The following is a 25,572-nucleotide window of genomic DNA, read 5'->3' on the forward strand; positions in this document are numbered from 1 at the left end:
GTTATTTATCCTTTCCGAGGTAAAAGTAATCCGCCATCAGCTGCATATCAGCCTCAGTCAAGAGTTGGGCGACTTTAGTCATAGTGGGATCTTGGCGATTCCCCGCCTTAAAGGCTCGCAGTTGCTTCAATAGGTATTCTGAGTTTTGCCATCCGATATTAGGAATATGCTCAAAACGACTCACACCGGACTCGCCATGACAGGCCTTACACATATTCAATAACTTATTTGCCTCATCGGCGTTTGCCACCGCCGATAGCATAAAAATCAGTGCACTTACGGGGTAAATCACTCGCTGCCACATCCATTTATCTCGCCAATTAGCCTTTATCTCGACAGAATCCATCGAGCAAAGTAATTAAGATATGGTTAAATTATCTCAATGCTGTGGGTCGTTTAAATTCAATAAAAGTGACTCGTAAGCTCAAGAGAAATGACGCGTATTAGCGGATGTAGAAAGGGTAAAATATTCATTAGTCATAGGTGAAATGAGTCCATATAGTAGCTTTGCAGAAACACTCGGCATTTCACTCAAGGACAAACAATGGATCTTTATATTGGCAATAAAAACTACTCTAGCTGGTCACTGCGGGCTTGGTTTATGGCCGCAAAATCTGGCGTGCAGTTCAACGAAGTATTACTGCAACTCGATACCGACAGCTTCTATCAGCAACTCAAAGCCATTTCGCCGACTTTAAAAGTACCGACATTAGTCGATGGTGACATTACGGTATGGGATTCACTTTCGATTTGCGAATATCTCAACGACACCTATCTTGCAGGTAGCGCATGGCCGCAAGATCCTAAACAAAAAGCCAAGGCCAGATCGATTGCCAGTGAAATGCATTCAGGCTTTAATGCCGTGCGTAACGCTCTACCAATGAACATACGCGCGAGGCGCTATGTTGAGCTCACTGATGCGGTCCGCAAAGACATTGAGCGCATCGATGCGATTTGGTCAGCACAAATGGCCGAGTTTGCCCCATCACATGCGGAAGGTACTTGGTTATTTGGCCAATGGTCGATTGCCGACATGATGTTTGCCCCTGTGGTTATGCGTTTTCTTACCTACGATATTGAAGTCTCGCAGGCAAGCCGTGCCTATATGCAGCATGTGATCAGCTGTCCGGAAATGCAGGCGTGGATTAATGCGGCTAAAGCAGAGACTGAAATTGTTGCAGCGGATGAAGCGGGTATTGATCGATAAAGAGATAAATCATAGAGATAAAAAAGGGAAAGCCTTGGCTTTCCCTTAATCATTCAAGTACTAACGCGAGTCTTAACACGCATTACACGTCTAATATTATACATCTAGCATTAAACGTCTAAGTTAGCCACGTTCAATGCGTTCGCTTCGATGAACTCACGACGAGGTTCAACTTGATCACCCATCAAACAAGTGAACAACTGATCGGCACCCACAGCATCATCGATCGTGACTTGCAACATACGGCGTGATTCAGGATCCATTGTAGTTTCCCACAATTGCTCAGGGTTCATCTCACCCAATCCTTTATAACGTTGAATGTATAAGCCGCGTTTGGCTTCAGAAATCGTCCAATCTAGCGCTTCGAGGAAGCTGCCGACTTCTTTAACACGATCGCCGCGTTGTACATAGCCGCCTTCTTCAATCATGCCATCTAACGCCGCACCTAACTTACCGATACGTTGATAATCGCTTGATTGGAAGAAGTCATAAGTAAACAGATAGTTAGTATCGATACCGTGCTTACGAATGGTGATCTTAGGCAGATACACTTTACGCTCAGGATCGAGAATCGGCTCAGCAGAATACAGTACACCGCTGTTTTCCATTTCCACCAGCTCATGGATAAAGGCATCGATCCACTCTTTCATCTTGCCTTCATCGGCCAACATATCGTTGGTGATCATTGGGTGGTAAAGCATACGGTTAGTAATGTGCGTTGGATAGCGCTGCTCTAAACGGGCCACAATGGCTTCCACTTCACGATACTGAGTCACTAAACGCTCTAACGGCTCACCTGACATACCAATCGCACCTTGCGTTGGATACACAACAGTGCCATCCAATGCTTGAGTCGTGAGGTATTGAGTCAATGCTGGCTCATCTTTCAAATACTGTTCTTGCTTGCCCTTTTTCACTTTAAATAAAGGCGGTTGAGCAATATACACATAACCACGTTCAATCAATTCAGGCATTTGACGGAAGAAGAAGGTCAACAGCAAAGTACGAATGTGCGAGCCGTCGACGTCAGCATCCGTCATGATGATGATGTTGTGATAACGGGTTTTATCTGGGTTATATTCGTCGCGACCAATACCACAGCCAAGTGCCGTGATCAGTGTGGCCACTTCTTGAGAAGACAACATCTTATCGAAGCGGGCCTTCTCAACGTTTAGAATTTTACCTTTCAGTGGCAAAATCGCTTGGTTCTTACGGTTACGTCCCTGCTTAGCACTACCGCCAGCAGAGTCACCTTCCACTATGTAAATTTCTGAAAGACCAGGATCTTTTTCTTGGCAATCGGCCAGCTTACCTGGCAAACCACCTAAATCGAGTGCGCCTTTACGACGGGTCATTTCACGAGCTTTACGCGCCGCTTCACGGGCACGGGCAGCATCGACAATCTTACCGACGATCAACTTCGCATCAGCTGGGTTTTCCAGCAGATAATCGTTCAGCTTCTCACCCATGGTTTGTTCAACCGCGGTTTTCACTTCACTAGAAACCAGTTTGTCTTTGGTTTGCGAGCTGAACTTTGGATCTGGCACTTTAACAGAGATAACGGCAGTCAAGCCTTCGCGGGCATCGTCGCCAGTCGCGCTGGTTTTGCCTTTCTTGTTATAACCTTCGTTTTCCATGTAGCTGTTGAGGTTACGTGTCAACGCACTACGGAAACCGACTAAGTGAGTACCACCATCACGCTGTGGGATGTTGTTGGTAAAACAGAAAATATTTTCCTGATAACCGTCATTCCACTGCATAGCCACTTCAACGGTAATGCCATCTTCACGTTCTTGCATAAAGTGGAATACATCTTTGTTGACTGGCGTTTTATTACGGTTCAGGTAATCGACGAATGCGCTAATCCCGCCTTCGTATTTGAAAAATTCATTTTTATTGTCGCGTTCATCAACCAGACGAATACCCACGCCTGAGTTAAGGAAAGACAGTTCACGCACACGCTTTGCCAGAATTTCAAAGTGAAACTCAACATCGCTGAAGGTATCTTCACTTGGCCAAAAACGGATTTCAGTACCGGTTTTGGTTGCATCACCAATCTCTTTGATCGGCGCATCAGGCACACCGTGAGTATAAAACTGCTCGTATACTTTGCCAGCACGACGAATGGTCATTTGCAGCTTTTTAGATAAAGCGTTTACAACCGATACACCCACGCCGTGGAGACCGCCAGACACTTTATAGGAGTTATCGTCGAACTTACCGCCGGCATGCAATACCGTCATAATAACTTCTGCCGCCGATACGCCTTCTTCCTCATGGATAGAGACCGGAATACCACGGCCGTCATCCTTAACAGAAACCGAACCATCTACATGGATAGTAATCGTAATATCGCTACAGTGGCCGGCTAAGGCTTCATCGATAGAGTTATCGACTACTTCGAACACCATATGATGTAGACCCGTACCGTCGTCGGTGTCACCAATATACATCCCAGGTCTCTTACGTACTGCATCAAGGCCCTTAAGGACCTTAATACTCGAAGAATCGTAACTATTCTCTGACATATTATTCTCTCAATGGTTATTCAATTACCGTTACACGTCCCTGTTCCACATGAAACATCCTACTGGGAGGCGTGTGTAACGAATCGACTATTGCAGCAGGATCAATGGCGGTCACAAAAACTTGTGCTCCGGTATCCGTTAACTGCTTAAGCAATAGCTGCCTATGCTGTGCATCCAACTCGGACGGAAGATCGTCCACAAGATAAATACTGTTTTTATCTATTTGTTGTTTGAGCAACTTTCCCTGTGCAATACGCAGTGCACAGACTAATAATTTCAATTGACCACGGGACAGGGCATCCTGCGCCGGCAAAGTGCCTACACGAAGTCTAAGGTCAGCTTTATGGGGACCGCTGACGGTATGACCTGTGGCCAAATCTCTGGAATATTGGTTTTCGAGTAGTTCTGCAAAATCCGTTTTACTATCCCAGCCGCGCGTAAATGAAACCTTCACATCTACACTCGGTAAAAACTCCCCGATTATACCCTTAAGTAGCTCATTTAACGAGTCTACATAATGGTTTCGTATTTCGGTGACCTGCTCGGCATAGCGCACAAACTCTTGATCCCAAAATTGAATATGACTGTAAGCCGAACCGTTTCTAAGCAATTGATTTCTTTGCTTAAGAACGCGACGAACATTCGTCCAAGCGCCATAAAACTGTGGGTCAGCATGAAATGCGCCCCAATCGATAAATTGTCGACGGGATTTTGGGCCTTCAAACAGTAAAGAAAAGCTTTCAGGTGTGATCACTTGAATAGGTAAAGCTTCGGCTAAGGTCGACAGACGTTTGACTTTTTCGCCGTCGATTTTCACTTCCGTCTCACCATTGCGAAATCGGCGTAAACCAATTTTACTGTCACCGCGCGCTAAATTTAAAGTCGCAAAGAGCGTTAATTTATCGTCATCGTGATTAATCACTCGTTGGGATAAATGACTGCGAAACGAGCGCCCCATACCGAGGAAATAAATGGCTTCTAAAATACTGGTTTTTCCGCTGCCATTTTGACCATAAATCACGTTAATCCCAGATGCTGGGATTAACTGTGCAAACTGAATGTTGCGAAACGCTTCGATATTGAGACGGGTCAGGCTCATGCATTACTCATTAAGCCGCGTAAACGGCGTAGGCAAGGATTCATAGCACTTAACGAGCAACTCAATCGCTGCCACAGGCTAAGACTATCGGTAAATGAGTGAAGGAATGGCCAATGCTGTGCATTAAACACTGTGCCGCCGTTAAGCGGCATAGACATCAAAGACAGAGGTACAGACACGGGTAACGTAAAAATCGATGGTTTATAAGCGCATCGGCATAACCACATACATGGAATCTTCTTCCAAATGGTTTTCGATTAGGGCGCTGGAGTTACCATCAATGAGTGTGATACGCACATCATCGGACTTAAGGTTGTTGAGCACGTCCAGTAAGTAACTGACGTTAAAACCAATTTCTAGGGCCTGATTGTTGTATTCCACATCGATGATTTCTTCCGCTTCTTCCTGTTCAGGGTTATTAGCGGTGATCTTGAGCAGACCATTTTCGAGTTGAATACGCACACCACGGAATTTTTCATTGGATAAAATAGAAGCCCGCGTCAGCGCTTGCTTCAGGTGATTACGACTCGCAATCACAATTTTATCACCGCCCTTTGGCAATACACGGCGATAATCAGGGAAGCGACCATCGACTAATTTACTGGTAAATACTGTGTTAGCCGTAGTAGCACGAATAGCATTATCACCAATAGCAATGGTGATATCGAGATCGTCAGACTCCAATAAGCGCGCCATTTCAATTACGCCTTTACGGGGCACAATGACTTGTTTTTCCGGTAATTGTGCTTCAATCGTACGATGACTTAAGGCTAAACGATGACCGTCGGTCGCTATCGCACGCAAAACATTACCTTCTGTTTCAAACAATAATCCGTTGAGGTAATAGCGTACATCTTGGTTAGCCATCGAAAACTGCGTCGAGTCGATAATTGACTTCAACACGCCCTGCTTCAAGCTAAATTCAATCTCAGCTTGGAAGGCTTCAACGTTAGGGTATTCTTCTGCGGGCAAAGTCGCTAAGGAAAAACGGCTACGGCCTGAGCGCAGCAACCATTTATTATCTTGTTGTTCGACTTTCAGTTCGCTTTGTTCTGGCAAAGACTTAACAATATCGAGCAGTTTCTTCGCTGGAACCGTAGTACGACCTTCTTCGATATCACCGTGAACCACAGCTTGGCCCACGAGTTCGACTTCTAAATCTGTACCAGTCAGCTTAAGTGAGTGACCACTTACTTCTACAAGGAGGTTAGACAAAATGGGCAAGTTATGGCGTCTTTCTACCGCACCACACACCAATTGCAACGGCTTTAATAGGGCATCCCTATCAATTGAGAATTTCATCGTGTCCAAATTCCTTGTTTTAAGAAGATAAGGTTCTAATCAAATTAGCATAATCTTCTTTAATGTCGTGGCTCTCTTCCCGTAGCTGAGCAATCTTACGACAGGCATGCAACACTGTGGTGTGATCTCTACCACCAAAAGCATCACCAATTTCCGGCAAGCTTTGGTTAGTTAATTCTTTGGATAACGCCATTGCCACTTGCCTTGGGCGCGCGACACTGCGTGAACGACGCTTAGACAACATATCAGCCATCTTGATCTTGTAGTATTCAGCTACGGTTTTCTGAATATTGTCTATAGTGACTAATTTTTCTTGAAGTGCCAAGAGGTCACGTAAGGCTTCACGAACAAAATCAATAGTAATTGGCCGACCCGTGAAGTTAGCGTTGGCGATAACACGGTTTAATGCCCCTTCTAGCTCGCGTACGTTTGAACGTAAACGCTTAGCAATAAAGAAAGCCACTTCATCGGGCAAGTTAATGCCGCTCTCTTGAGCTTTACGCATCAAGATCGCTACGCGGGTCTCTAACTCTGGTGGCTCAATAGCCACAGTTAAACCCCAACCGAAACGCGATTTCAATCTGTCTTCAACACCGTCGATCTCTTTTGGATAACGATCTGAAGTCAAAATAATTTGGTGATTCCCTTCAAGTAACGCATTGAAGGTATGAAAGAATTCTTCTTGGGATCTGTCTTTATTGGCAAAAAATTGAATATCATCAATAAACAAGGCATCGACGCTACGGTAGTAACGTTTAAATTCTTCGATCGCATTGTTTTGCAGCGCTTTAACCATGTCCTGGACAAAACGCTCGGAATGCATGTAAACCACTTTGGCATTAGGATTATTTTTAATGATCCCGTTACCGACAGCGTGCAACAAGTGAGTCTTACCTAGACCTGTTCCGCCATATAAAAATAGTGGGTTATAAGCACCACCCGGATTTTCAGCCACTTGTAACGCCGCAGCCTTACCTAATTGGTTAGACTTACCTTCTACGAAGTTATCAAACTGGTAGCTCGGATTAATGTTACTGCGGTGATTCGCGTTCGCCATAGGCTCGGCTTGGACATTAAACGTCGTGCCTACCGTCGCTTTAGTTTGGGTATTCGCTACACGAGTTGGCGCAATCGGTGCTGGAACACTAGGCTTTTTCGCCGAAGGACGACTACCTATATCGAAACGCAATTTAGGCGCGTCGCTACCCATTTGCTCAGTAAAGAACTGATTAATGATATTGATGTACTTATCTCTGACCCAATCAAGCACGAAGCGGTTGGGCGCATAAAGCACCAGAGTATCTCCATCCATTTCGGCTTGTAACGGTCTGATCCACATACTGAACTGCTGAGCAGAAAGCTCATCTTGCAGTCGTCCGATACATTGTTGCCAAAGTGAAACAGCCACTTAGTTATCCCCAAAAGATCATCAAAAAAGAGGTGTATTCTATAGCGAGATCTCAAGGATCGCTATCCTTAAAAAATATTTATCCCCAGCGAGATCATTCTATGTGGATATCCTCGATCATCAAAGATCCAAAACGATCCTTTTATTCAGCACTAACCGCAAATCCTGCTTTATTAAGCGATCCACATTGATCTATAATGGCGCCCCTTCGATCGGCTCGAAGATCCCCTGCACTACTACATGTAGTGTCCGTACACAGAGTTATCCACATCTTATGGTGTATTCTGGGGGTTGATCTAAGGATACGCTGGCAGAAATAAAGCACTTACTTACTTTCGTTGTTGACGTGACTAAGTATTGTGATTACAATTCGGCCTCTTTTTTGCCCTTACCTCTATCCTAGAGATAAGGATATGTTCACTAATAACAAAGACGGATTGCCATCATGAGTAAACGTACTTTTCAACCTAGCAACCTGAAGCGCAAGCGTTCTCACGGCTTCCGCGCTCGTATGGCTACTGTAGGCGGCCGTAAGGTGCTTGCACGTCGTCGTGCGAAAGGTCGCGCTCGTTTATCTGCTTAATAAGTGGGTAACTAGTTGACTAGCTATACCTTTTCGCGGGAGTTACGTTTGTTAACTCCCGCGCAATTTAAATCTGTATTTTCCAATCCCATCAAAGCATCTTCTGCTGAAATTACCTTGCTCGCTATTCCTAACACGGAACAACATCCGCGTATGGGCCTTACTGTTGCTAAACGCTATGTAAAACGCGCCAATCAACGTAACCGTATTAAGCGCGTGATCAGAGATAGTTTTCGCTTGAATCAACACGACATTCCTCATCTTGATATTGTTGTGCTTGTCAGAAATGGCGTGATGGAAATGGAAAACGCTGAAATCAACAAATTGATAGAAAAGCTATGGCGCAAACTCAGTCGCCGCTACAATGGCTAGCGACCACGTTAATTCGTGGCTATCAAGTATTCATAAGCCCTATACTGGGCCCTCGATGCCGTTTCAATCCCACCTGCTCTCACTACGCTATTGAAGCAATAAAAGTGCATGGAACCGCGAAAGGTTGTTGGTTTGCATTGAAACGCATATTAAAATGTCACCCTTTACATCCCGGCGGTAGTGATCCCGTCCCCCCTAAAAATGATAGGTGTAATAAATAGGCTATGGAATCTCAACGCAATATATTGCTCATAGGACTACTGTTTGTCAGCTTTTTGCTGTGGCAACAGTGGCAAGCAGACAAAGCTCCTAAACCCGTTGCAACCGAATCGTCCTTAGTGGCGAACGCGGCAAGCTCGCACAGTGCCGATGTTCCAGAAGCTGATACAGGTGTTCCTGCTGCAGCAGTTACTGCAAACAGCAAACTGATTACGGTAAAAACAGATCAGTTAGACATTCAGATCAATCCAGTGGGTGGTGACATCGTTTTTGCTGCGTTAGTTTCGCACAAAAAAGAACTAGAGAAAGATCAACCATTCGTATTGCTTGAGCAAACGAATGATTTCACTTATATCGCTCAAAGTGGCCTAATTGGTCGCGATGGTATTGATAGCAGCGCAAAAGGCCGTGCCGCATTTAGCACAACGGCAACTGAATATACCTTAGCCGAAGGCCAAGATACCTTAGAAGTACCGTTAACTTATATCGCTGACAATGGTGTGACTTACACTAAAGTGTTCGTATTCCATCGCGGTAAGTTCAACATAGATGTTGACTATAAAATCAACAACACTTCAGCAGCACCACTGCAAGTTCAGATGTATGGTCAGATTAAACAAACGATCAAGCCATCTGAAAGCAGCATGATGATGCCTACCTATCGTGGTGGTGCGTTCTCAACGAATGATGTGCGCTATGAAAAATACAACTTTGACGACATGGCCAAAAGTAACCTGAACCAAGCCACTTTAGGCGGTTGGGCAGCCATGTTACAACACTATTTCGTTTCAGCTTGGGTGCCACCCGCAACTGACAGCAACACCATTTTTTCTAGTGTCAGTGCTGGCGGTTTAGCTAATATTGGTTTCCGCGGCGCGGTATACGATATTGCACCTGGTGCCAGCCAAGAAATTAGCTCACAGTTCTATGTTGGTCCTAAGGATCAAGCAGCACTGTCAGCGATTTCTGAAACCTTAAATCTAGTGGTTGATTACGGTTTCTTATGGTGGTTAGCGGTTCCTATTCACTGGCTATTGATGTTCTATCAATCATTCGTCGGTAACTGGGGTGTGGCAATTATTCTGATAACATTAACCGTTCGTGGTTTACTGTTCCCGCTGACAAAGGCGCAGTACACCTCAATGGCGAAGATGCGTAATCTGCAACCTAAGCTAACAGATTTGAAAGAACGCTTTGGTGATGACCGTCAAAAGATGGGTCAAGCCATGATGGAACTGTATAAGAAAGAAAAAGTTAACCCTATGGGTGGCTGTTTACCTATTATTTTACAGATGCCAATCTTCATTGCCTTATACTGGGTATTGCTAGAAAGCTTCGAATTACGTCATGCACCATTTATGCTGTGGATCCACGATTTATCGGTACAAGATCCTTACTACATACTGCCGCTGCTGATGGGCGTCTCTATGTTTGTAATGCAGAAGATGCAACCAATTGCGCCGACAATGGATCCAATGCAAGTGAAAATGATGCAATGGATGCCAGTAATCTTTACCGTATTCTTCCTGTGGTTCCCATCAGGTCTAGTACTGTACTGGTTAGTAGGTAACATAGTTGCCATCACGCAGCAGAAGATTATTTATGCAGGTCTTGAGAAAAAAGGCTTAAAATAAGCCCTACCTTTAGCAAAGCATAAAGTGAAAATAATACTAAAGGCGGCTTAATTAGCCGCCTTTTCCTTTACATGATTTGATAGATATTAGTTTGGTGGGTATTTCCGTGACAACTGACACTATCGTGGCTCAAGCCACCGCGCCCGGACGTGGCGGCGTTGGCATCATCCGAATTTCAGGCAACAAGGCCAGTGATGTCGCTATGGCCGTATTGGGTCATCTTCCTAAAACGAGATATGCCGATTATTGCGACTTTAAAAGTGCAACAGGCCAAGTAATCGACCAAGGCATAGCGCTGTTTTTTAAAGGCCCCAATTCCTTTACTGGCGAAGATGTATTAGAGCTTCAAGGCCACGGCGGCCAAATCGTTCTAGACATGCTGATCAAACGTGTAATGGAAGTCGGTGGTATTCGAATAGCCAAACCCGGTGAGTTCAGCGAACAAGCCTTTATGAACGACAAGCTAGACTTAACCCAAGCCGAAGCGATTGCCGATCTTATCGATGCCACCAGTGAGCAAGCGGCTAAAAGCGCGCTGCAATCACTCCAGGGTGAATTTTCTAAGGAAGTCCATGAGCTGGTGGATCAAGTCACTAACCTACGTTTATATGTAGAAGCTGCGATTGATTTCCCCGATGAAGAAGTCGACTTTTTAAGTGATGGCAAAATTGCCAATGCACTCTACAAAATCATCGACAAACTTGACCTAGTGCAAGCCAGTGCTAAACAAGGTTCTATCATCCGCGAAGGCATGAAAGTCGTGATCGCGGGTCGTCCTAACGCCGGAAAATCCAGCTTATTAAACGCCTTAGCCGGTAAAGAATCGGCTATTGTTACCGAAATTGCTGGTACAACACGGGATGTATTACGTGAGCACATCCACTTAGATGGCATGCCGCTGCACATTATAGATACCGCAGGCCTACGTGATACGACAGATACCGTTGAACAAATTGGTATAGAACGCGCGTGGAATGAAATAAACAGTGCCGATCGGGTGTTATTTATGGTGGATGGCACCACCACTGCCGCCGTTAATCCCCATGATATTTGGCCTGACTTTATCGATCGCCTGCCCTCAAATTTAGGTGTAACAGTGATCCGCAATAAAGCCGATCTTACTGGCGAAGACTTAATGATGACAGAGGAACAAGGTTATAGTGTTTACCGGATCTCGGCTAAAACGGGCTTAGGTGTTGAACAGTTAAAGCAGCATTTAAAATCACTCATGGGCTACCAGAGTAACCTCGAAGGTGGCTTTATCGCCCGGCGTCGTCACTTAGAAGCCCTAGAACTCGCCGCAAGCCATCTGCAATTGGGTAAAGAACAATTAGAAGTTTATCTAGCAGGAGAGCTGCTGGCAGAAGAGTTACGCATGTGCCAATTAGCACTATCAGAAATCACTGGCCGCTTCACCTCAGATGATCTCTTAGGCAAAATTTTTAGCTCTTTCTGTATCGGGAAGTAAAATAGTAAAACGTATCAAACCAAATCAAAACAACATTATGATTTTAAAATAATTTTGTTTTACTTGGTGGGAAGTGATTTGAAGGGTTTTGTCGATTCTTGCTCCGCATGTGCTCCGAAGATAAATTCTGGAGCACATGCGGAGCACAAGATGAGAAAAACCTATGAAAATCAATATACAAAAGCGAGAACCAGATAAGAATGGCCTGCGCCCCATCAGGCTTGTGTACTATTACGGCTCAAAGACCTCGGAAGACGGTTCAAGGGCTCAAAAGCGCTCTTACGAGCCGCTGAATCTGTTCCTCTACAACAAGCCAAAAAACGCAGTTGAGCGCGAGCACAATAAAACCACATTGCAAAAAGCTGAGGCCATTCGAGCCAAGCGTCTACTGGAAATGGAATCAGCCAAACACGGCTTAGATGACCGCACAAAACTCAATGCCAGCTTCTTTGACTACTTCGACCAAATTACAGCGAGTAAAGCATCCGGTAGCAAATCCAACTACTCAATTTGGGTTTCTGCGGGCATCCATCTCCACCGTTATCACCGCCACGCAGAACTCACTTTTGAACAGGTAGATAAATACTTCTTGGAAGGGTTCCGCCATTACCTACAGCATGAGGCAATGACAAAATCAGATACCGGCCTCTCCAGGAATACCGCCTGTAGCTACTTCAATAAAATTCGGGCAGCACTCAACCAAGCGCAACGAGACCGAATCATCAGAGATAACCCTGTTGAACAAGTCAAATCCATCAAAGCAGAGAGGACACAGCGCACTTATCTCACTCTGGATGAGGTAAAGGCCCTTACCAAGGCAGAATGCCGTTACGATGTACTACGGAGAGCATTTCTGTTCTCCTGCACTACGGGTCTACGCTGGTCAGACATTCATAAACTGGTGTGGAGTGAAATTGAACTATTTGCTCAAGGGCACTACCGAATAATCTTTTCCCAGATAAAGCTCAAAAACTCAGGCAATGGCCTGCAATATCTCGACTTACCGGATTCAGCAGTACGTTTGCTCAACTTGGAAAACAGGGGAAAACCGACAGAACGGGTTTTTAAGGGCTTACGTTACGACAGCTATAGCAACGTCGCGCTAGTGCAGTGGGCTGTACGTGCCGGGATCACCAAACACGTGACCTTTCATGCAGGCCGCCACACCTTTGCAGTAAACCAACTTGCCCGAGGGCTAGACATCTATTCCCTTTCCAGATTGCTTGGCCACAGCGAACTCAGAACGACAGAAATCTACGCAGATATTCTGGAAACCCGGCGCACAGAGGCCATGCGGACCTTTCCAGATATCTTCGATGAGTCATCAGACTAAGAGCATTATTACGACCAAACGACGACATCTTTATAAACAAAAGGGCACCTCGACAGTGCCCTCCAAATCAACCAAATAAGATCGTTAGTTTTTACAGCCGTTCTTATCACATGTGATTTTCTCGTGGGAATTAACCCAGTGATCGGCATTTTTCTTCGTATCAGTGCCGCCGCCAGTGGTGCCGCCTTTAGCACCGCTGTGTACTACACCGGTTGGGGTATGTTTAACAGACATATTGACCGTCCCTAGCTAATGATGTGTTTTTAAAAGCGCATTCGCACGCACATTAAGACCTAGTCATTAAAGCCTGAGCTGTCAATTCGACGAGTAACCGTTACATGTCACAGTTAAAGAACGTGACATGTAACGTATATAACCATTCCTATTTATTTTCAAAAAGTTAAGCATCAACCTAATATCTCCGGCCATACAATTTTCGGTTAGCAACTAGATGATCAGCAGCGGCTTTATCAATCTCATCAGAAGACGCCACACGATTACTCTGCAACCAAGCCAAGATATCTGCTCGCCTGAAGAACACCCGATTACCATTAGGTTTGAAGAATGGGATCTTGCGTTCATGGGTCAGCCGGTACAAAGTGCTTTTCTTTAACCCCGTCAGCTCAGCACATTCCTCAACTGTGAGGATTTCCTTTGTTGTGTCAGGACGTTGCTCGTTTTTGATATGATCGGTAATCAGTTTTTTAAGCAATGACATATCCATCAGCATGCGCTGAAGCATCTCTTTTTCAGTCATGTTGATACTCCTACCTCAGAATCAAACAGGGAAAAGTGGGAAAGTGGGATATTTGAATTATTCATCATCGACTTGCTCCATCTTCAGCATTGCTTGCCTCACCCTGTCAGGCCAAAGGGCAAAAAAACGATAGTAGCGACCGCTCATCTTTAGCTTATAGGTACCACGGCTGCGTTCATTACTTTCAAGACATTGACGGCGGAAGAGCAGCTCAACATCACGCATATAATGAGTTGGCAAATTTAAGCCTTTCAAAAATTCATCTTTGTGGATGAGCCAAAGCTCCTCACCATCGATAAACCGTCGATATCCTATGCTTGTTGGCCTATATACATCGCCTTCTTTAGCAAGTCGTTTGTCCCACTTAGCGAGAACACCGCCAATCTTTTGTAGTAAGCTATATTCCTCAAGATTCATTAAATGACCGCGACTTCCCAACCAAACCCGATATAAGCTGTGCACTGCTTGCTCTGATTCGTCCTCACTCCAATTAACCAGAAAGTTACGAGAGGCAAGCTGCAAGGCCACTAAAATCAGCGCAAAACGCCGGGTGACTCGCTGCACCTGTGAGGATGAATCCGGCAGTAGCCAGCTATCAACAATGCGCTGTAATTCCTTTGGCACGTATTGATTAAGATCCACTACATCAGTCGTGATCAATTCGATGAATGATCTCAGCAATGATCCGTACGTTCTCGCACTTGCAGACTTCAGATGATCAATGGCCTTTTGAGGTGTGGAAAAGCTGTGAAGATCATTCAGCACCCCATGCTGACCAATTACCGGAAGTTCAATCAAACGAACTTCTTGCCCGGCCATCGGGCTACGACCCAAACTTTCAAATATCTCTGAGAGCCACTTTTCACCTGAACTTAATACCAGCACACGCCAATGCTCAGATTCAGCAAGCTTGCCGGTTTTATCTGCCCGCAATTTCCCAGCACCATTAAAAATTTGATACAAACAGGTATCGATATCTTCCGCTTTGGCCATGCCAATTTCATCAAGCGGTAAAACTAGGTCGTGATGTTCACTTGCGACAGCAGCAATACCATTGGCAGTGCCACTCCAACTTTTCATGAAGTCAGAACCACCACAGACACTTGCACACACTTGGAGAAGTGCGGTTTTACCATCAGCAGAATTGGAAACAATATGAATACCGCCATTCTCCAAACCGGCGGGTTTTAACAGTGGTCCTGTAAGGGCACAGCCAATAGCGAAAATTAAATATGGGTTACCACGACAAAAACGCCCGACTTCTTGTCGCCAATCGTCCAAAGATCCTTTTTGCTGAAAATTTGGGGCAACACGCGGAGATAGATATAGATACGGTTCATCACTCCTACCAGAAATCCAACTGGGCGTAACAAATACCTCACGATGCCAACCAGTCCTTTCCACTATGGTTGCAGTACTCGCTTTGCGCGATTCTTGAACTAAATATTGTTGAATCAGTTTCCACGTATCGATGCCAGTTTCTATCCAAAAACCGCTGTCTAATAACCGCTCTCGAATTAACATAGACTGGCTACCATTCAATATCTTCATCAAAAATACCTCCTGGACAGAACAGCCATCCAGATTGAGCCACTCGCACAACACGCCACTACTCCGAATTCGGTCATCACTACGCACTCTAAAAAGAACGCAAATTGGATCGGAAATTTTCCGTTCTTCACCATCCTGTATGCGGAATAAACCATTATTACGTAGTTCAAGCTGCATTTTTCCTCCTACAAACATTGCATCCAAGCCAATACCTCGCTGTGTCGGAAACGGACTGATCGGCCATGATCATTGAGTTTGATTGGTGAAGGAAATTTTCCACTTTGAACATAACGTCGCAGTGTTGCTGGTGATATTTGAGTGAGAGAACACACCTCTCGATATGTGAGTAGTCTTTCGTCAGTGGTGGGTATAACTTGATTCATAATGCCTCCTGAAAATTATTGAACCTTCATGCAGCATCATCCTAAAAATCAGTTACTAAGCAGACCGCTGGAACTGCCCTTTTGGGGAACTTCAATAATAAATTTCAACACGCTGATATTTAATGACATTTATTCAATATATAGATAAAAAACAGCCTCTGAGCAGCAAAAAGCTAAGCCACCAATGAGTTGCTCGACATTACCGTATCAATTTGTGCGCCAGTGAAAAAACTTTCACATGTGAAAGCTTAGAGACCTGACGATTTACACTAAACAAAGCTAGGTCCCCCATAAAAAGTGGAATCGTTTGGATTAGGTCTTTTGAGGAAGATAGCAGTTGTATGGAATAAACCTGTCCAGGTCCCCCATTAGATAATTATCTGGATAGGAATTGGCTAGGTCTTCTGGCTAAGTCGCCATAACAAAAGACCTAGGTGCCCAAAAAGGGCATGAAGGCAGGCGATGGATTAGGTCACACGACAATAGACTGACTCTGTATCAACAACACAGAGGATCATCCAATGACAGACCCATTTACAGTTTTGAATAAACAAATTGCTGCTTGGAATACTTTTGTCTCAAGCGATGACAAGAAGATAGATCACGACGAGGCAATGCTTTTCACCCGTTCAACATCGCAGCAATATCTGAATTACATACATAAGTCTGTTGAGCTAGAACAATTGCGCTATTACTACATTGCACAACGGGTTGCTGAGTTGTATTGGCAGCACAACAAGGCTCACCGCGGCAAAAATACTCCCGGCTACCCCGGACATTACGGCTGTAGAGTGCGACTTCGCGATCGAAAATTTGAAATGTATTGGTTCTATAACGAATTCACGCGCAAAAAGGGAACTGAGGGCTATAACATCATCAGCCATTATTTGTCTCGTGGCGATCAATATCGCTATCTACGATCAACCTTTTCGCTAGCTCAAGACTGGGAAAAACCTGTAATTGAGGCAGTTGAGGACGCTTTTGCCATCATCCGCAGAGCCAACTCAAATCTAATGCGGGTTAGACAACTGTGCCGTTGGAATGACACCAATCTATTCAAAATGGCAGGCGATATCGATGATTTTAAGATGGATAATCCTTTATAATTATGATCTTAAAACACAGCCCTTAACTCATTAGAGATCAGGGCTGTGTGATAGCGGCTATTTGTCTTTTTTGAGTATGGCTTTGAGTGCTGCAATATTAGCCCGCGCGCCTTCGGCTTCTTTTAAACGGCGGCGCTGCTGGGCAAAACGGTCAAACTCCAATTTCGCTTTGTCATCAGCGTCTTTCTTGGAGATTTTTCCTGCACCGTTTAATACATCTCTATCGTTAAAACTCAAGAACTGATCAAGCTTATCGGCCCAGTCCTGCAAGAATACCTGCTTACGGCGTAATGCTTGGTCTTCGGCAAAATCGAGCCACATATTGACGATACGATTGAGCTCTTTGATTTCGTCTTCATGCATATAATTCTTGGCAATGGTGACGTCTGTCTTGCGTACTTCATCACCTTTATAGCTGGTTAGGCCCATATCCGGTTTACTGGCGTCGACTCGGTTGGCGATAAGCTCAGCGGCAGTCATTTGCGTACAGGCATAATGCAACTTGTTCTGGATGGTTTGAAAGAAGCGGTTGGTCTCTTGGTTAGATGGCTCGTAATCAGCAGCCATGGTAAAGATTTCTTTCACCCGCAGATAAACGCGACGCTCACTGGCGCGGATATCACGAATGCGTTCCAGCATTTCATCAAAGTAATCTGGCACAGCAGAATAGCCAACGGGCGGATTTTTCAGGCGCTCGTCATCCATGACGAAGCCTTTGATCAGGTACTCTTGCAACATTCTGGTTGCCCATTGCCGAAACTGGGTGCCACGTGTTGAGCGAACTCGGTATCCTACCGCAAGAATAACCGGAAGACTGTAGTGACGAATGCTTCGCCTTACTTCTCTGCCGCCTTCCAGTTGAACTTGTAAGTAATCCTTACAAGTTGAAATTTGCTCAAGCTCTTCTTCAGAATAGACAGCTTTTACGTGTTGGGTGATCGCTTGAGAGCTAACTTGATACAGCTCAGCCATTGCAGCCTGAGAAAGCCACAAGGTGTCTGATTCAAAACGACACTCGACGCGAGTTTGACCGTCAACACTGGTGAATAAAACAAACTCGCCTTGAGGGGCTTGGGGAATGTTATCAGTCATACAATTAGCCTTCTTACATCATAGTGTTGCGATAATCACTAAAATACCGCATCAATAATGCTCTTCTATGTACCCGTAAGCCTTTTGGAACAACTCTTTGTCTTTGCCCAAACCAAACTGAGCCAACGTTAACAACAGCGCTTTTTGAATCTCTCTAGGACCACTGTTAGAGTTTTGCCAACCTTCAAAACGAGTAGCGTTGACGATTTTGTCGATTTTCTCAACTACATCACCGATTAACTTGGGCGTGGTTTCAGGGCGAGTTTCCAAGAAAAGCTTGGTTAAGGCCTGTTTGTTGTCTTCTTCGGTGACAACATGGTCTCCGGTTTCGCGCTCAGCTTGAACCGTGTCTTTAGCTGCATCTAACAGGCCTTTTAACCAGTCGATGGCTTTGATGACACCGGCTTCGTAGTCTTGGCGCAGTTTTTCTAAGCGTTCACCTAACTCAACAAACTTCGGGTCGTTGCTGCCACGCAGGCGGCCCATCAAGTCAATTTCGAGGCGCTTCGCGCGCTGCTCTTGTTCTTTATCCGTTAGCGTAAAAATGGCGTGCTCATCCATGATCAGCTCGTCGATATCGTCGCGAATGCGATTGATGTCGGTATGCTCGTGGATCATCTTGATAGTTTCAGGACCAAGCGCAGCCCACACTAACGCCCCTGTTTGGCCGACAGGCCGCACCGATTCATAAATCTGGGCCAACCACTTATAGTCTTTGCGGTACGGAGTTAAGAAGATGTCAGGGTTAATGGCCGACCAAAGTTTGGCTAATACGCCAAAGCTCGCGGCAAACTCATCACGTGTTGCATTGGTTGGCAAGCATTCTTGCGCCGCCATGATGCCTTCGAAGCCTTCTAGGGTACGGTCAACGCCAGGGAAGAAGGATAAACACTTCTCTAGCTGGGCCGGTAATAACTCTTTAAAAGCCTCAATGCCCTCCACCACGCCGTCAATTTCTTCAGGGTTGTAGGCTAACGCAGTGCGTAGGTTTTCAAACACGCCGAGGTAATCGATGATCAAGCCCATATCTTTACGCACTTCGTCCGTTTCGTACAGACGGTTAGTGCGGCACATAGCCTGTAACAGGGTGTGATCGCGCAGTGGTTTATCTAAGTACATGCAGTAACAAATTGGCGCATCAAAACCTGTAAGCAACTTCGCCGTGACAATAATCAGTTGTAACGGGTGTTTTGGATCTTTAAAACTTTCTATCAAATCTTTCTGGGTTTGCTCTTCGGCGTCAATCTGCTGCCAACGTTCAAAGTCCAACTGCTGAATTGGCAATTCCAACTCGTCATGCCATTTGCGCCAATCTTTGTTGAGCTTGTCTTTTTTACCGCCTTCTTCGACTTTTACCGGTGCTTGGTCAACGTTCATCACCACTTCAACGGCATCAAAGCCGAGCTTTTCACCCAGCAAGTAGTACATTTGCACGCAGGCATCGCGGTCGTATACCACCACCATGCCTTTCATCTTTTTAGGCTTCACGTGGTCGGTAAAGTGCTTGGCTATATCGGAACTTACTGCGGCCATGCGTTTCGGGGCTTTTAGCATTACCGCTAACTTACCGGCGCGTTTTGAGAGCGCAGCCTTTTCTTCGTCGTCCAAGTTGTTTTCTTTGGCAAGATTTTCGAATTCTTCGTTAATAGCATCCCTATCTACCCGCAACTCAGCTAAACGGGGTTCGAACTTAACCGGGTTGGTGGCACCATCGCGGATCGACTGTTTATAGCAGTAGCGATTCATATAGCGACCGGGGTCTTCCTCGGCGCCGAATAGCTTAAATGTGTTACGGTCAATGCCTGAAATAGGCGTACCGGTTAACCCATAAAAGTGCGCTTGCGGCAGCGCCCAGCGCATCTTATCCCCCAAACCACCTTCCTGCGTGCGGTGGGCTTCGTCCACCAACACAATAATATTATCGCGATTGTTGAGGCCGTTAGGGTTACTGTCGTCGATCTCAACATCTTTAAACTTAAAGATGGTGGTAATTAAAATGCCACGGCTGTCTTGCTCGATGTGTTGGCCGAGCTTTTTGCAGCTTTGTACCTTGATAAGATTTTTAACGTCGGCACCACCAAAGGTTTCGCTAATTTGCGTGTCTAGATCACGCCGGTCAACCACAATCAATACGGTGGGGTTTTTAAGCGTATTGTCACCACGCAACATTTTGGCAGCGTAGAGCATCAATAAGGATTTACCGGAACCTTGGAAATGCCAGATCAGACCTTTTTTGGGGTAGCCTTTGCGCACACGCTCGACAATCTGTTTCGCCGCTTCAAACTGTGGGTAACGCGGCAGAATTTTAATGCGCTTGGGTGGGGTGTTTTTACCAGTTTTAACGGTTGAAAACAGTGCGAAAGATTCCAGCAGCTGCAATAAGGTTTGTGGGTTTAGCAAGCCCTCACAGCTATCCAGTACCGATGCCAAGCCGGGCAAAATGTCATCGCGCAGGTCGGTATTGTGCCAAGGCCCCCAGTCTTTTACCCGGGCGTTGATAGCACCGTAGGCAAAGGTTTTGCCTTCACTGGCAAAACAAAGCAAGTTAGGCACAAAGTAAGGTTCAACGTTGTGCCAGTAGTGCTTTTCACCGCCCATAAAATCAGCTGCGCCATCTTGCCAGGTCACACTCGGGCGAGTGGCACTTTTAACTTCCCCTACCACAAGAGGGATACCGTTCACATAGAGCACAAGATCAAAATAAACTTCGGTTGCCGCGATATAGTGCACCTGCCGCGCCACCACAAAGCGGTTGTTACTGAGATTGTCGAAATCAATCAGGTTGATAGTGATATGGTCGCCATTTTCGCCGAACGGCAAGGTCTTCTCGGCCATTAACCATTCATGAAAATTCTCATTGGCTTTTACCAAACCAGTGTGGCGCGCTTCCAGTACCACACCACGCAGCTTATAAATCACCTCATCGGCATAATCCGGCTGTTTGGCGATATCGGGGTTTAACGAACACAACGCGTCTTTGAGCCATTCATCGACAAAGATATCCTGCGCTTTTTTCGGCAGGCTCTCACCGTGGCAGTAAGTCCACTTTACACCGCTTAACCCTTTTAAGCGGTCGATCATTCCATTTTCTGTGACGGTTTGTTCGTTAAACATGACAATTTCCAAAAGTTAGTCCATATTCAGCAAGCAACTTTGCACCGCTCTTATAGCTTTTACCCGCTGTTTAATCTCTATTATTGTTTGGTTTTGATTTTCCAAAACGGCGGTCACCCTAGCAACTTTCTCAGGTGTTAACTCCGGCAGCTCCCACTTTTTTAAATCAATTCCAGAAATATTGGGAAACGTAGAGCCGGCCCCTTTTGCTTGCTCAAAAATAGCATCTTTTAAGTATTCTAAAATATGATAAATATACCTCTGGTTTATATAGGGCTTTCGCGAGGAAATAGCGGCTAGACCACGGCCAATACAATATTTTTGATCCGCTATATTCATTCTCCCTGTCGTACTTCCACGAACGCAAAACAACACGCTCCCAATAGGAGCTTCACGAGTTATTTGATTCGTGTATTGAACAGGAGTAGGGCTCACTTCTCCAAACTCTGTAGGCCCGTTTAGTAATGGCAACATTGAATCACTTGGATTTGCGAAGCAGTTAGCTCCTTTTGGAGACTGCCCCATAATCACATCTGCAATATCAGATAGCCTTATTTTTCTTCCTTCTACACTAAAAAACTCTGAACGCATTCGATATATTAGTCGCTCAGCAGTTTCCAAAGCATCGATAGCTAACCCCAAGGCAAACTCTGAATTCTCAAAAATATCAACAAGAGCTTCCTTTTTATCCAAAGCTAAAACATCAAATTTTTGTAATTCTTTAAACTTTGTTCTTGGGGATAACGATCCACTTGATGTGGATATTGCATGATTCCAAAAATCGTTTGATTGAACCAAGAATGGAAGGAGCCTTTCAGTGGTACTACTAGCCTTGCCCTCTAACACTATAATGTCACCCGAACAAATCCCATCAAACTCAGCAATAGCAGCCTTTTTCAAGTAAGGACGGCGTTTGCCAAACAGGATATGCCCTTTTTTAAACACACGGGTAAAGCTTGGGTTGTCTTCGGCAATCATTCCCCAGCGTTTTATTTTGAGTGAGCCAAAATCCAAGTGCTCTAAACCAATGTAACGCTCATAGCCATCGGCTATTGGGTCTTTGGTGGTGAGTTTTACTTCGCGGCAAATATCACCAAATTTAACGGTTTGCTTATCACTCATTGCTGCACTTCTCCACCGTTAACTTCAAAACCAAGCTCTTTTAGGCTTTTGAATAACTTATTGGTCTGTTTTTTCAATTGCACACGGCTAACTTTCCATGCCTCGATGGCATGTTCAATATTGTGCACTTCGCCATCATTTTGTGCCTGCACATAGAGAGGTATCGATAGGTTGTAGAGGTTCTCTTTAAGGGTATCAATATCGACCAACGCGGTAATATCGCTTTGCTTATTGGGTTCAAAGTACGCCTCGCACAGTACGGCCAAATCCTCATCAGACAAGCGACTGTGGGCACGCTCGCGGGTAACGTGTTCCACGCCATTGATAAACAACACCTTGTTTTTGCGCTCAGACGGTTTATTGCAATTAAGCACCACCACGCAGGATTCCATCGGCGAGTTGTAAAACAGGTTTGGCCCAAGGCCAATCACCGCTTCGATAATGTCCGACTCAATCACTTGTTTACGAATGCTTTGCTCAGAATCGCGAAACAACACGCCATGTGGCCAGAGCATAGCGGCGCGGCCAGTGTCAGGTTTCAGACTTTTGATGATGTGGGTGTAAAACGCATAGTCGGCGCAGCCTTGCGGCGGTACGCCATAGAGGTTGCGGCCGTATGGGTCGGCGGCAAACTTATCGCGGTTCCACTTTTTAATCGAATATGGAGGGTTAGCGAATATCACATCAAACTGCTTAAGCTGATCGTTTTCAATAAACTTAGGCTCAGCCAGGGTATCGCCGCGCAGCACATCGAACTCTTCAATGTCGTGCAGGAACATGTTCATACGGGCTATAGCGGAGGTAAGCAGGTTAACCTCTTGACCGTGTAAATGTACAGAACGCCACTCTTTACCTTGAGAACGGAGATCCATTACCGCATTAAGCAGCATACCGCCGGTGCCGCAGGTTGGGTCGTAAGCCGATTCACCGGGTTTTAAACCCATAATGCGTGTCATTAAATGCACGACGGTACGGTTGGTATAAAACTCGGCGGCGGTGTGGCCAGAATCGTCGGCGAATTTTTTGATTAGGTATTCGTAGGCCTCACCCAGATCATCCTGAGCAACCGATTTAATCCCCAGCGGGATTTTACTGAAATGCTCAATAAGATCAGATAGCAGATAATCAGGTAGACGCTCTTTATTGGTCCACTGGGCATCACCAAACACGCCATGTAAACGCGGGTTGTTGGCTTCAATTAAACGCAGTGCGTTTTGAATGGCCTCTCCAATGTTCTTGCTGGTGTGGCGCACCTTTTCCCAACTGGCTTCTTTAGGAATATCAAAACGGTGGAACATCGGCATAGCTGCGTATTCAGAATCGCCTTCATGGATCTCCAATGCTTCGGTGTATTCTTCCAAATACACATCCGATAGGCGCTTATAAAATAGCAGCGGAAAGATGTACTGCTTGTAGTCTGAGGCGTCGATTTGGCCGCGTAATAGCTCGGCCGCGCCCCAGAGTAAATCCTCTAATTTTTTCTTATTTAATGCGCTCATATCTCAAACCCTTCTTGGATAAGCAGGGCCTCTAGTTCATTCTCTGCTTGCTCTAATGCGACCAGCTTTTGCTGGAAGTCTTTTAGCGCCTCTTCCACTGTGATGGTTTCTTCTTCAAGCGGTTTTTGTACATAACGTGCAATATTTAAATTGAAGTCGTTTTCTTCAATTTCACTATGGGGAACCCAACGCGCAACACCTTCGATGTCATCAGCTTCAGGGCCTTTGGTGCGCATCTGCCGATAAATCTCATAAATGTCGTCCGCTTGGGTTTCTGACAAGGTATTTTGTGCCCGGCCTTTGGTAAAAATCTCTTCAGCATTGATGATCAGCACGTGATCTTGGTGAGCTAAAGGCCTTTGTTTGCGCAGCACTAAAATACAAGCCGGAATACCGGTGCCATAAAACAGGTTAGAAGCAACGCCGATGACAGCGACAATTCGGTTTTCTTTGAGTAAATTCTCGCGAATTTTACCTTCAGCACCACCACGGAATAGCACCCCGTGTGGCAATACCACCGCCATGCGACCACTCTCGTTCAAAGATGCAAACATATGTTGCACCCAAGCAAAATCGCCGTTGGTTTTTGGGGCTAAACCATATTTAGCCCTGCCATAAGGGTCAGCACTCCAGTTGTCATATCCCCACTCTTTCAAACTAAATGGCGGGTTGGCAATAACACAATCAAAGGTTTCTAGACGGTCATGCTTGAGGAATTTAGGTTCTCGCAGCGTATCGCCACGGACAATGTCAAAATCTTCCTGGCCGTGCAGAAAGAGGTTCATACGAGCAATAGCTTCTGTGGTCAGATTCTTTTCCTGGCCTTTGATTTTTAGCAGGCGTGGATCACCGCCGTTCTCTTTAACGTGGTGGATGGTTTCCAGCAGCATGCCACCAGTACCACACGCAGGGTCATAAACGCCTTCACCGGCTTGCGGATCAAGAATATTAACCATCAAGCGAACAATAGTGCGAGGAGTGTAAAACTCCCCCGCCTTTTTGTTGGCCTTGTCAGCAAAGCGTTTAATCAGATATTCGTATGCCCGGCCCATGTCGTCGTTGCGAACGGACGCAACACCAAGATTTACCTTGTTGAAATGGTTGAGCAAGGTAGCAAGCAGTTCATCAGATAAACGTTCTTTGTTGGTCCAACTGGCATCACCGAAGATTCCATGTAGTTTGGGATTAGCCATTTCGATACCACGAAAAGCATCTTTTAATGTCTGGCCGATGTCTTTGGTCTCAGAAAATACATCTCTCCAATGACAATATTCAGGAATTTGGATGCGATGGAACATATCGCCTTTGGCGAGCTCAGCGTCACCCACTTGCTCCATTGCTTCGAGATATTCTTCGTCGTACACATCGCAGATACGTTTGAAAAAGAGGATCGGAAAAATATAGGTTTTGTAGTCTGAAGCATCGATAGGCCCGGTAATGATATGGGCTGCGTGCCAAAGGTGTGCTTCGAGGTCTTTGATGTTAATTAGGGTCATTGTTTACTCATTTCCTACGGATTCCGCAGGCGATTTTTCTAGCAGTTCTTGTATGTTGCAGTTAAATAAATCACACAGCTTATCTAGTGCGTCTAGGTCCACTTTTAGCGCGGTTTCCTTATAAAGTAGTGTGATGGTGGTGCGGCTTAGGCCTGTTTCTCGCATCACATCGCTAATACGCATTTTATGTTCGCCCATTAAACGGGCAAGGTGACAGCGGATCATGCTTTCTCCACGAGAGTATTCACATATTTGCGTTTTATTACATTGAAAAGTTCAATCACAACATATTGATTGAA

24 protein-coding genes are annotated in these 25,572 nt (G+C 45.3%); 8 read left to right on the forward strand and 16 right to left on the reverse strand.

Going from position 1 to position 25,572, the window contains the following annotated elements:
* Position 1: 1 nt before the first annotated feature.
* Complete coding sequence (locus tag L5L91_RS19480; RefSeq protein WP_006083821.1) at positions 2-304, reverse strand: c-type cytochrome; 303 nt, start codon at positions 302-304, stop codon at positions 2-4.
* Positions 305-544: 240 nt separating this feature from the next.
* On the opposite strand from L5L91_RS19480, the gene L5L91_RS19485 reads away from it, so the two are divergent.
* The gene (locus L5L91_RS19485; RefSeq protein ID WP_105250806.1) at positions 545-1,207 is read left to right on the forward strand and encodes a glutathione S-transferase family protein; all 663 of its coding nucleotides are present in this window, start codon (positions 545-547) and stop codon (positions 1,205-1,207) included.
* A 110-nt stretch (positions 1,208-1,317) separates the two neighbouring features.
* Here the strand turns inward: L5L91_RS19485 and gyrB are convergent, their stop codons facing one another.
* The 5 genes from gyrB to dnaA are packed head-to-tail and all read right to left on the reverse strand — an operon-like array spanning position 1,318 to position 7,544.
* The gene (gyrB, locus tag L5L91_RS19490) at positions 1,318-3,735 is read right to left on the reverse strand and encodes a DNA topoisomerase (ATP-hydrolyzing) subunit B (RefSeq protein WP_105250805.1); all 2,418 of its coding nucleotides are present in this window, start codon (positions 3,733-3,735) and stop codon (positions 1,318-1,320) included.
* 16 nt (positions 3,736-3,751) lie between these two features.
* Positions 3,752-4,834, reverse strand: coding sequence for a DNA replication/repair protein RecF (gene recF / locus L5L91_RS19495; protein WP_263237459.1), 1,083 nt, complete (start codon positions 4,832-4,834; stop codon positions 3,752-3,754).
* Complete coding sequence (locus L5L91_RS19500) at positions 4,831-5,061, reverse strand: hypothetical protein (RefSeq protein WP_147250508.1); 231 nt, start codon at positions 5,059-5,061, stop codon at positions 4,831-4,833. The genes recF and L5L91_RS19500 overlap by 4 nt, the downstream gene beginning before the upstream one ends.
* A complete protein-coding gene (gene dnaN / locus L5L91_RS19505; RefSeq protein WP_105250803.1) occupies positions 5,036-6,136 on the reverse strand; it encodes a DNA polymerase III subunit beta in 1,101 nt (366 codons plus the stop codon). Before dnaN ends, L5L91_RS19500 begins: the two co-directional genes overlap by 26 nt.
* 19 nt (positions 6,137-6,155) lie before the next feature.
* Positions 6,156-7,544 (reverse strand): chromosomal replication initiator protein DnaA, encoded by a 1,389-nt coding sequence (gene dnaA, locus L5L91_RS19510; protein ID WP_006083826.1) that lies wholly within the window; start codon positions 7,542-7,544, stop codon positions 6,156-6,158.
* A gap of 445 nt (positions 7,545-7,989) precedes the next feature.
* Here dnaA and rpmH point away from each other — a divergent pair, with 445 nt between their 5' ends.
* The 6 genes from rpmH (at position 7,990) to L5L91_RS19540 (ending at position 13,153) form a co-directional block, all read left to right on the forward strand.
* On the forward strand, positions 7,990-8,127 hold the full coding sequence (gene rpmH / locus L5L91_RS19515; RefSeq protein WP_006083827.1) for a 50S ribosomal protein L34: 138 nt from the start codon (positions 7,990-7,992) through the stop codon (positions 8,125-8,127).
* A 15-nt stretch (positions 8,128-8,142) separates the two neighbouring features.
* Positions 8,143-8,499: a ribonuclease P protein component gene (gene rnpA, locus L5L91_RS19520; RefSeq protein ID WP_105250802.1), complete on the forward strand. Its 357-nt coding sequence runs from the start codon at positions 8,143-8,145 to the stop codon at positions 8,497-8,499.
* A complete protein-coding gene (gene yidD / locus L5L91_RS19525; RefSeq protein ID WP_006083829.1) occupies positions 8,466-8,720 on the forward strand; it encodes a membrane protein insertion efficiency factor YidD in 255 nt (84 codons plus the stop codon). Before rnpA ends, yidD begins: the two co-directional genes overlap by 34 nt.
* A gap of 3 nt (positions 8,721-8,723) precedes the next feature.
* On the forward strand, positions 8,724-10,352 hold the full coding sequence (gene yidC, locus L5L91_RS19530; RefSeq protein ID WP_105250801.1) for a membrane protein insertase YidC: 1,629 nt from the start codon (positions 8,724-8,726) through the stop codon (positions 10,350-10,352).
* Positions 10,353-10,458: 106 nt separating this feature from the next.
* A complete protein-coding gene (gene mnmE, locus L5L91_RS19535) occupies positions 10,459-11,820 on the forward strand; it encodes a tRNA uridine-5-carboxymethylaminomethyl(34) synthesis GTPase MnmE (protein WP_263164821.1) in 1,362 nt (453 codons plus the stop codon).
* Between the two features lie 163 nt (positions 11,821-11,983).
* Complete coding sequence (locus L5L91_RS19540) at positions 11,984-13,153, forward strand: site-specific integrase (protein WP_052939453.1); 1,170 nt, start codon at positions 11,984-11,986, stop codon at positions 13,151-13,153.
* 84 nt (positions 13,154-13,237) lie between these two features.
* Here L5L91_RS19540 and L5L91_RS19545 read toward each other — a convergent pair whose 3' ends face one another.
* The 4 genes from L5L91_RS19545 to L5L91_RS19560 all read right to left on the reverse strand — a co-directional run bounded on the left by L5L91_RS19545 (position 13,238) and on the right by L5L91_RS19560 (position 15,844).
* Entirely contained in the window at positions 13,238-13,387 is a 150-nt protein-coding gene (locus tag L5L91_RS19545) for a hypothetical protein (protein WP_023205121.1), read from the reverse strand.
* A gap of 178 nt (positions 13,388-13,565) precedes the next feature.
* Positions 13,566-13,910 carry a helix-turn-helix transcriptional regulator gene (locus L5L91_RS19550; protein ID WP_000136520.1) on the reverse strand — a complete coding sequence of 115 codons (345 nt, stop codon included), beginning with the start codon at positions 13,908-13,910 and terminating at the stop codon, positions 13,566-13,568.
* A 57-nt stretch (positions 13,911-13,967) separates the two neighbouring features.
* Positions 13,968-15,638 carry a DUF927 domain-containing protein gene (locus L5L91_RS19555; RefSeq protein ID WP_023205120.1) on the reverse strand — a complete coding sequence of 557 codons (1,671 nt, stop codon included), beginning with the start codon at positions 15,636-15,638 and terminating at the stop codon, positions 13,968-13,970.
* A gap of 8 nt (positions 15,639-15,646) precedes the next feature.
* Complete coding sequence (locus L5L91_RS19560) at positions 15,647-15,844, reverse strand: helix-turn-helix transcriptional regulator (RefSeq protein ID WP_024146390.1); 198 nt, start codon at positions 15,842-15,844, stop codon at positions 15,647-15,649.
* A 521-nt stretch (positions 15,845-16,365) separates the two neighbouring features.
* On the opposite strand from L5L91_RS19560, the gene mobI reads away from it, so the two are divergent.
* Positions 16,366-16,950: a conjugative transfer protein MobI(A/C) gene (gene mobI, locus L5L91_RS19565; protein WP_023205119.1), complete on the forward strand. Its 585-nt coding sequence runs from the start codon at positions 16,366-16,368 to the stop codon at positions 16,948-16,950.
* Between the two features lie 57 nt (positions 16,951-17,007).
* On the opposite strand, the gene L5L91_RS19570 is transcribed toward mobI, so the two are convergent.
* Genes L5L91_RS19570 through L5L91_RS19595 form a run of 6 tightly spaced genes read right to left on the reverse strand, consistent with a single transcriptional unit; the run spans position 17,008 to position 25,498 of the window.
* Positions 17,008-18,042: a virulence RhuM family protein gene (locus tag L5L91_RS19570; protein ID WP_126493401.1), complete on the reverse strand. Its 1,035-nt coding sequence runs from the start codon at positions 18,040-18,042 to the stop codon at positions 17,008-17,010.
* A 51-nt stretch (positions 18,043-18,093) separates the two neighbouring features.
* Positions 18,094-21,156 carry a type I restriction endonuclease subunit R gene (locus L5L91_RS19575; protein ID WP_263237462.1) on the reverse strand — a complete coding sequence of 1,021 codons (3,063 nt, stop codon included), beginning with the start codon at positions 21,154-21,156 and terminating at the stop codon, positions 18,094-18,096.
* A gap of 15 nt (positions 21,157-21,171) precedes the next feature.
* Positions 21,172-22,278: a restriction endonuclease subunit S gene (locus L5L91_RS19580; RefSeq protein ID WP_263237463.1), complete on the reverse strand. Its 1,107-nt coding sequence runs from the start codon at positions 22,276-22,278 to the stop codon at positions 21,172-21,174.
* Positions 22,275-23,777 carry a class I SAM-dependent DNA methyltransferase gene (locus L5L91_RS19585; protein WP_248952846.1) on the reverse strand — a complete coding sequence of 501 codons (1,503 nt, stop codon included), beginning with the start codon at positions 23,775-23,777 and terminating at the stop codon, positions 22,275-22,277. Before L5L91_RS19585 ends, L5L91_RS19580 begins: the two co-directional genes overlap by 4 nt.
* Positions 23,774-25,273, reverse strand: coding sequence for a class I SAM-dependent DNA methyltransferase (locus L5L91_RS19590; protein WP_248952847.1), 1,500 nt, complete (start codon positions 25,271-25,273; stop codon positions 23,774-23,776). The genes L5L91_RS19585 and L5L91_RS19590 overlap by 4 nt, the downstream gene beginning before the upstream one ends.
* A 3-nt stretch (positions 25,274-25,276) precedes the next feature.
* Positions 25,277-25,498, reverse strand: coding sequence for a helix-turn-helix domain-containing protein (locus L5L91_RS19595; RefSeq protein ID WP_115164826.1), 222 nt, complete (start codon positions 25,496-25,498; stop codon positions 25,277-25,279).
* Positions 25,499-25,572: the final 74 nt, after the last annotated feature.

Source organism: Shewanella sp. SM55 (genome assembly GCF_025654025.1).
Lineage (GTDB): Bacteria > Pseudomonadota > Gammaproteobacteria > Enterobacterales > Shewanellaceae > Shewanella > Shewanella oncorhynchi.

Excerpts from the sequence above, each read along its gene's own strand:
- mobI (WP_023205119.1), top strand. The coding sequence starts at position 16,366 with ATGACAGACCCATTTACAGTTTTGAATAAACAAATTGCTGCTTGGAAT.
- L5L91_RS19555 (WP_023205120.1), bottom strand. The coding sequence starts at position 15,638 with ATGCAGCTTGAACTACGTAATAATGGTTTATTCCGCATACAGGATGGT.
- L5L91_RS19570 (WP_126493401.1), bottom strand. The coding sequence starts at position 18,042 with ATGACTGATAACATTCCCCAAGCCCCTCAAGGCGAGTTTGTTTTATTC.
- L5L91_RS19580 (WP_263237463.1), bottom strand. The coding sequence starts at position 22,278 with ATGAGTGATAAGCAAACCGTTAAATTTGGTGATATTTGCCGCGAAGTA.
- L5L91_RS19560 (WP_024146390.1), bottom strand. The coding sequence starts at position 15,844 with ATGAATCAAGTTATACCCACCACTGACGAAAGACTACTCACATATCGA.
- L5L91_RS19480 (WP_006083821.1), bottom strand. The coding sequence starts at position 304 with ATGTGGCAGCGAGTGATTTACCCCGTAAGTGCACTGATTTTTATGCTA.
- L5L91_RS19590 (WP_248952847.1), bottom strand. The coding sequence starts at position 25,273 with ATGACCCTAATTAACATCAAAGACCTCGAAGCACACCTTTGGCACGCA.
- yidD (WP_006083829.1), top strand. The coding sequence starts at position 8,466 with ATGGCGCAAACTCAGTCGCCGCTACAATGGCTAGCGACCACGTTAATT.
- L5L91_RS19575 (WP_263237462.1), bottom strand. The coding sequence starts at position 21,156 with ATGTTTAACGAACAAACCGTCACAGAAAATGGAATGATCGACCGCTTA.
- L5L91_RS19500 (WP_147250508.1), bottom strand. The coding sequence starts at position 5,061 with ATGTGGTTATGCCGATGCGCTTATAAACCATCGATTTTTACGTTACCC.
- L5L91_RS19585 (WP_248952846.1), bottom strand. The coding sequence starts at position 23,777 with ATGAGCGCATTAAATAAGAAAAAATTAGAGGATTTACTCTGGGGCGCG.
- rpmH (WP_006083827.1), top strand. The coding sequence starts at position 7,990 with ATGAGTAAACGTACTTTTCAACCTAGCAACCTGAAGCGCAAGCGTTCT.
- L5L91_RS19595 (WP_115164826.1), bottom strand. The coding sequence starts at position 25,498 with ATGATCCGCTGTCACCTTGCCCGTTTAATGGGCGAACATAAAATGCGT.
- L5L91_RS19545 (WP_023205121.1), bottom strand. The coding sequence starts at position 13,387 with ATGTCTGTTAAACATACCCCAACCGGTGTAGTACACAGCGGTGCTAAA.
- dnaN (WP_105250803.1), bottom strand. The coding sequence starts at position 6,136 with ATGAAATTCTCAATTGATAGGGATGCCCTATTAAAGCCGTTGCAATTG.
- yidC (WP_105250801.1), top strand. The coding sequence starts at position 8,724 with ATGGAATCTCAACGCAATATATTGCTCATAGGACTACTGTTTGTCAGC.
- L5L91_RS19540 (WP_052939453.1), top strand. The coding sequence starts at position 11,984 with ATGAAAATCAATATACAAAAGCGAGAACCAGATAAGAATGGCCTGCGC.
- L5L91_RS19550 (WP_000136520.1), bottom strand. The coding sequence starts at position 13,910 with ATGACTGAAAAAGAGATGCTTCAGCGCATGCTGATGGATATGTCATTG.
- L5L91_RS19485 (WP_105250806.1), top strand. The coding sequence starts at position 545 with ATGGATCTTTATATTGGCAATAAAAACTACTCTAGCTGGTCACTGCGG.
- recF (WP_263237459.1), bottom strand. The coding sequence starts at position 4,834 with ATGAGCCTGACCCGTCTCAATATCGAAGCGTTTCGCAACATTCAGTTT.
- gyrB (WP_105250805.1), bottom strand. The coding sequence starts at position 3,735 with ATGTCAGAGAATAGTTACGATTCTTCGAGTATTAAGGTCCTTAAGGGC.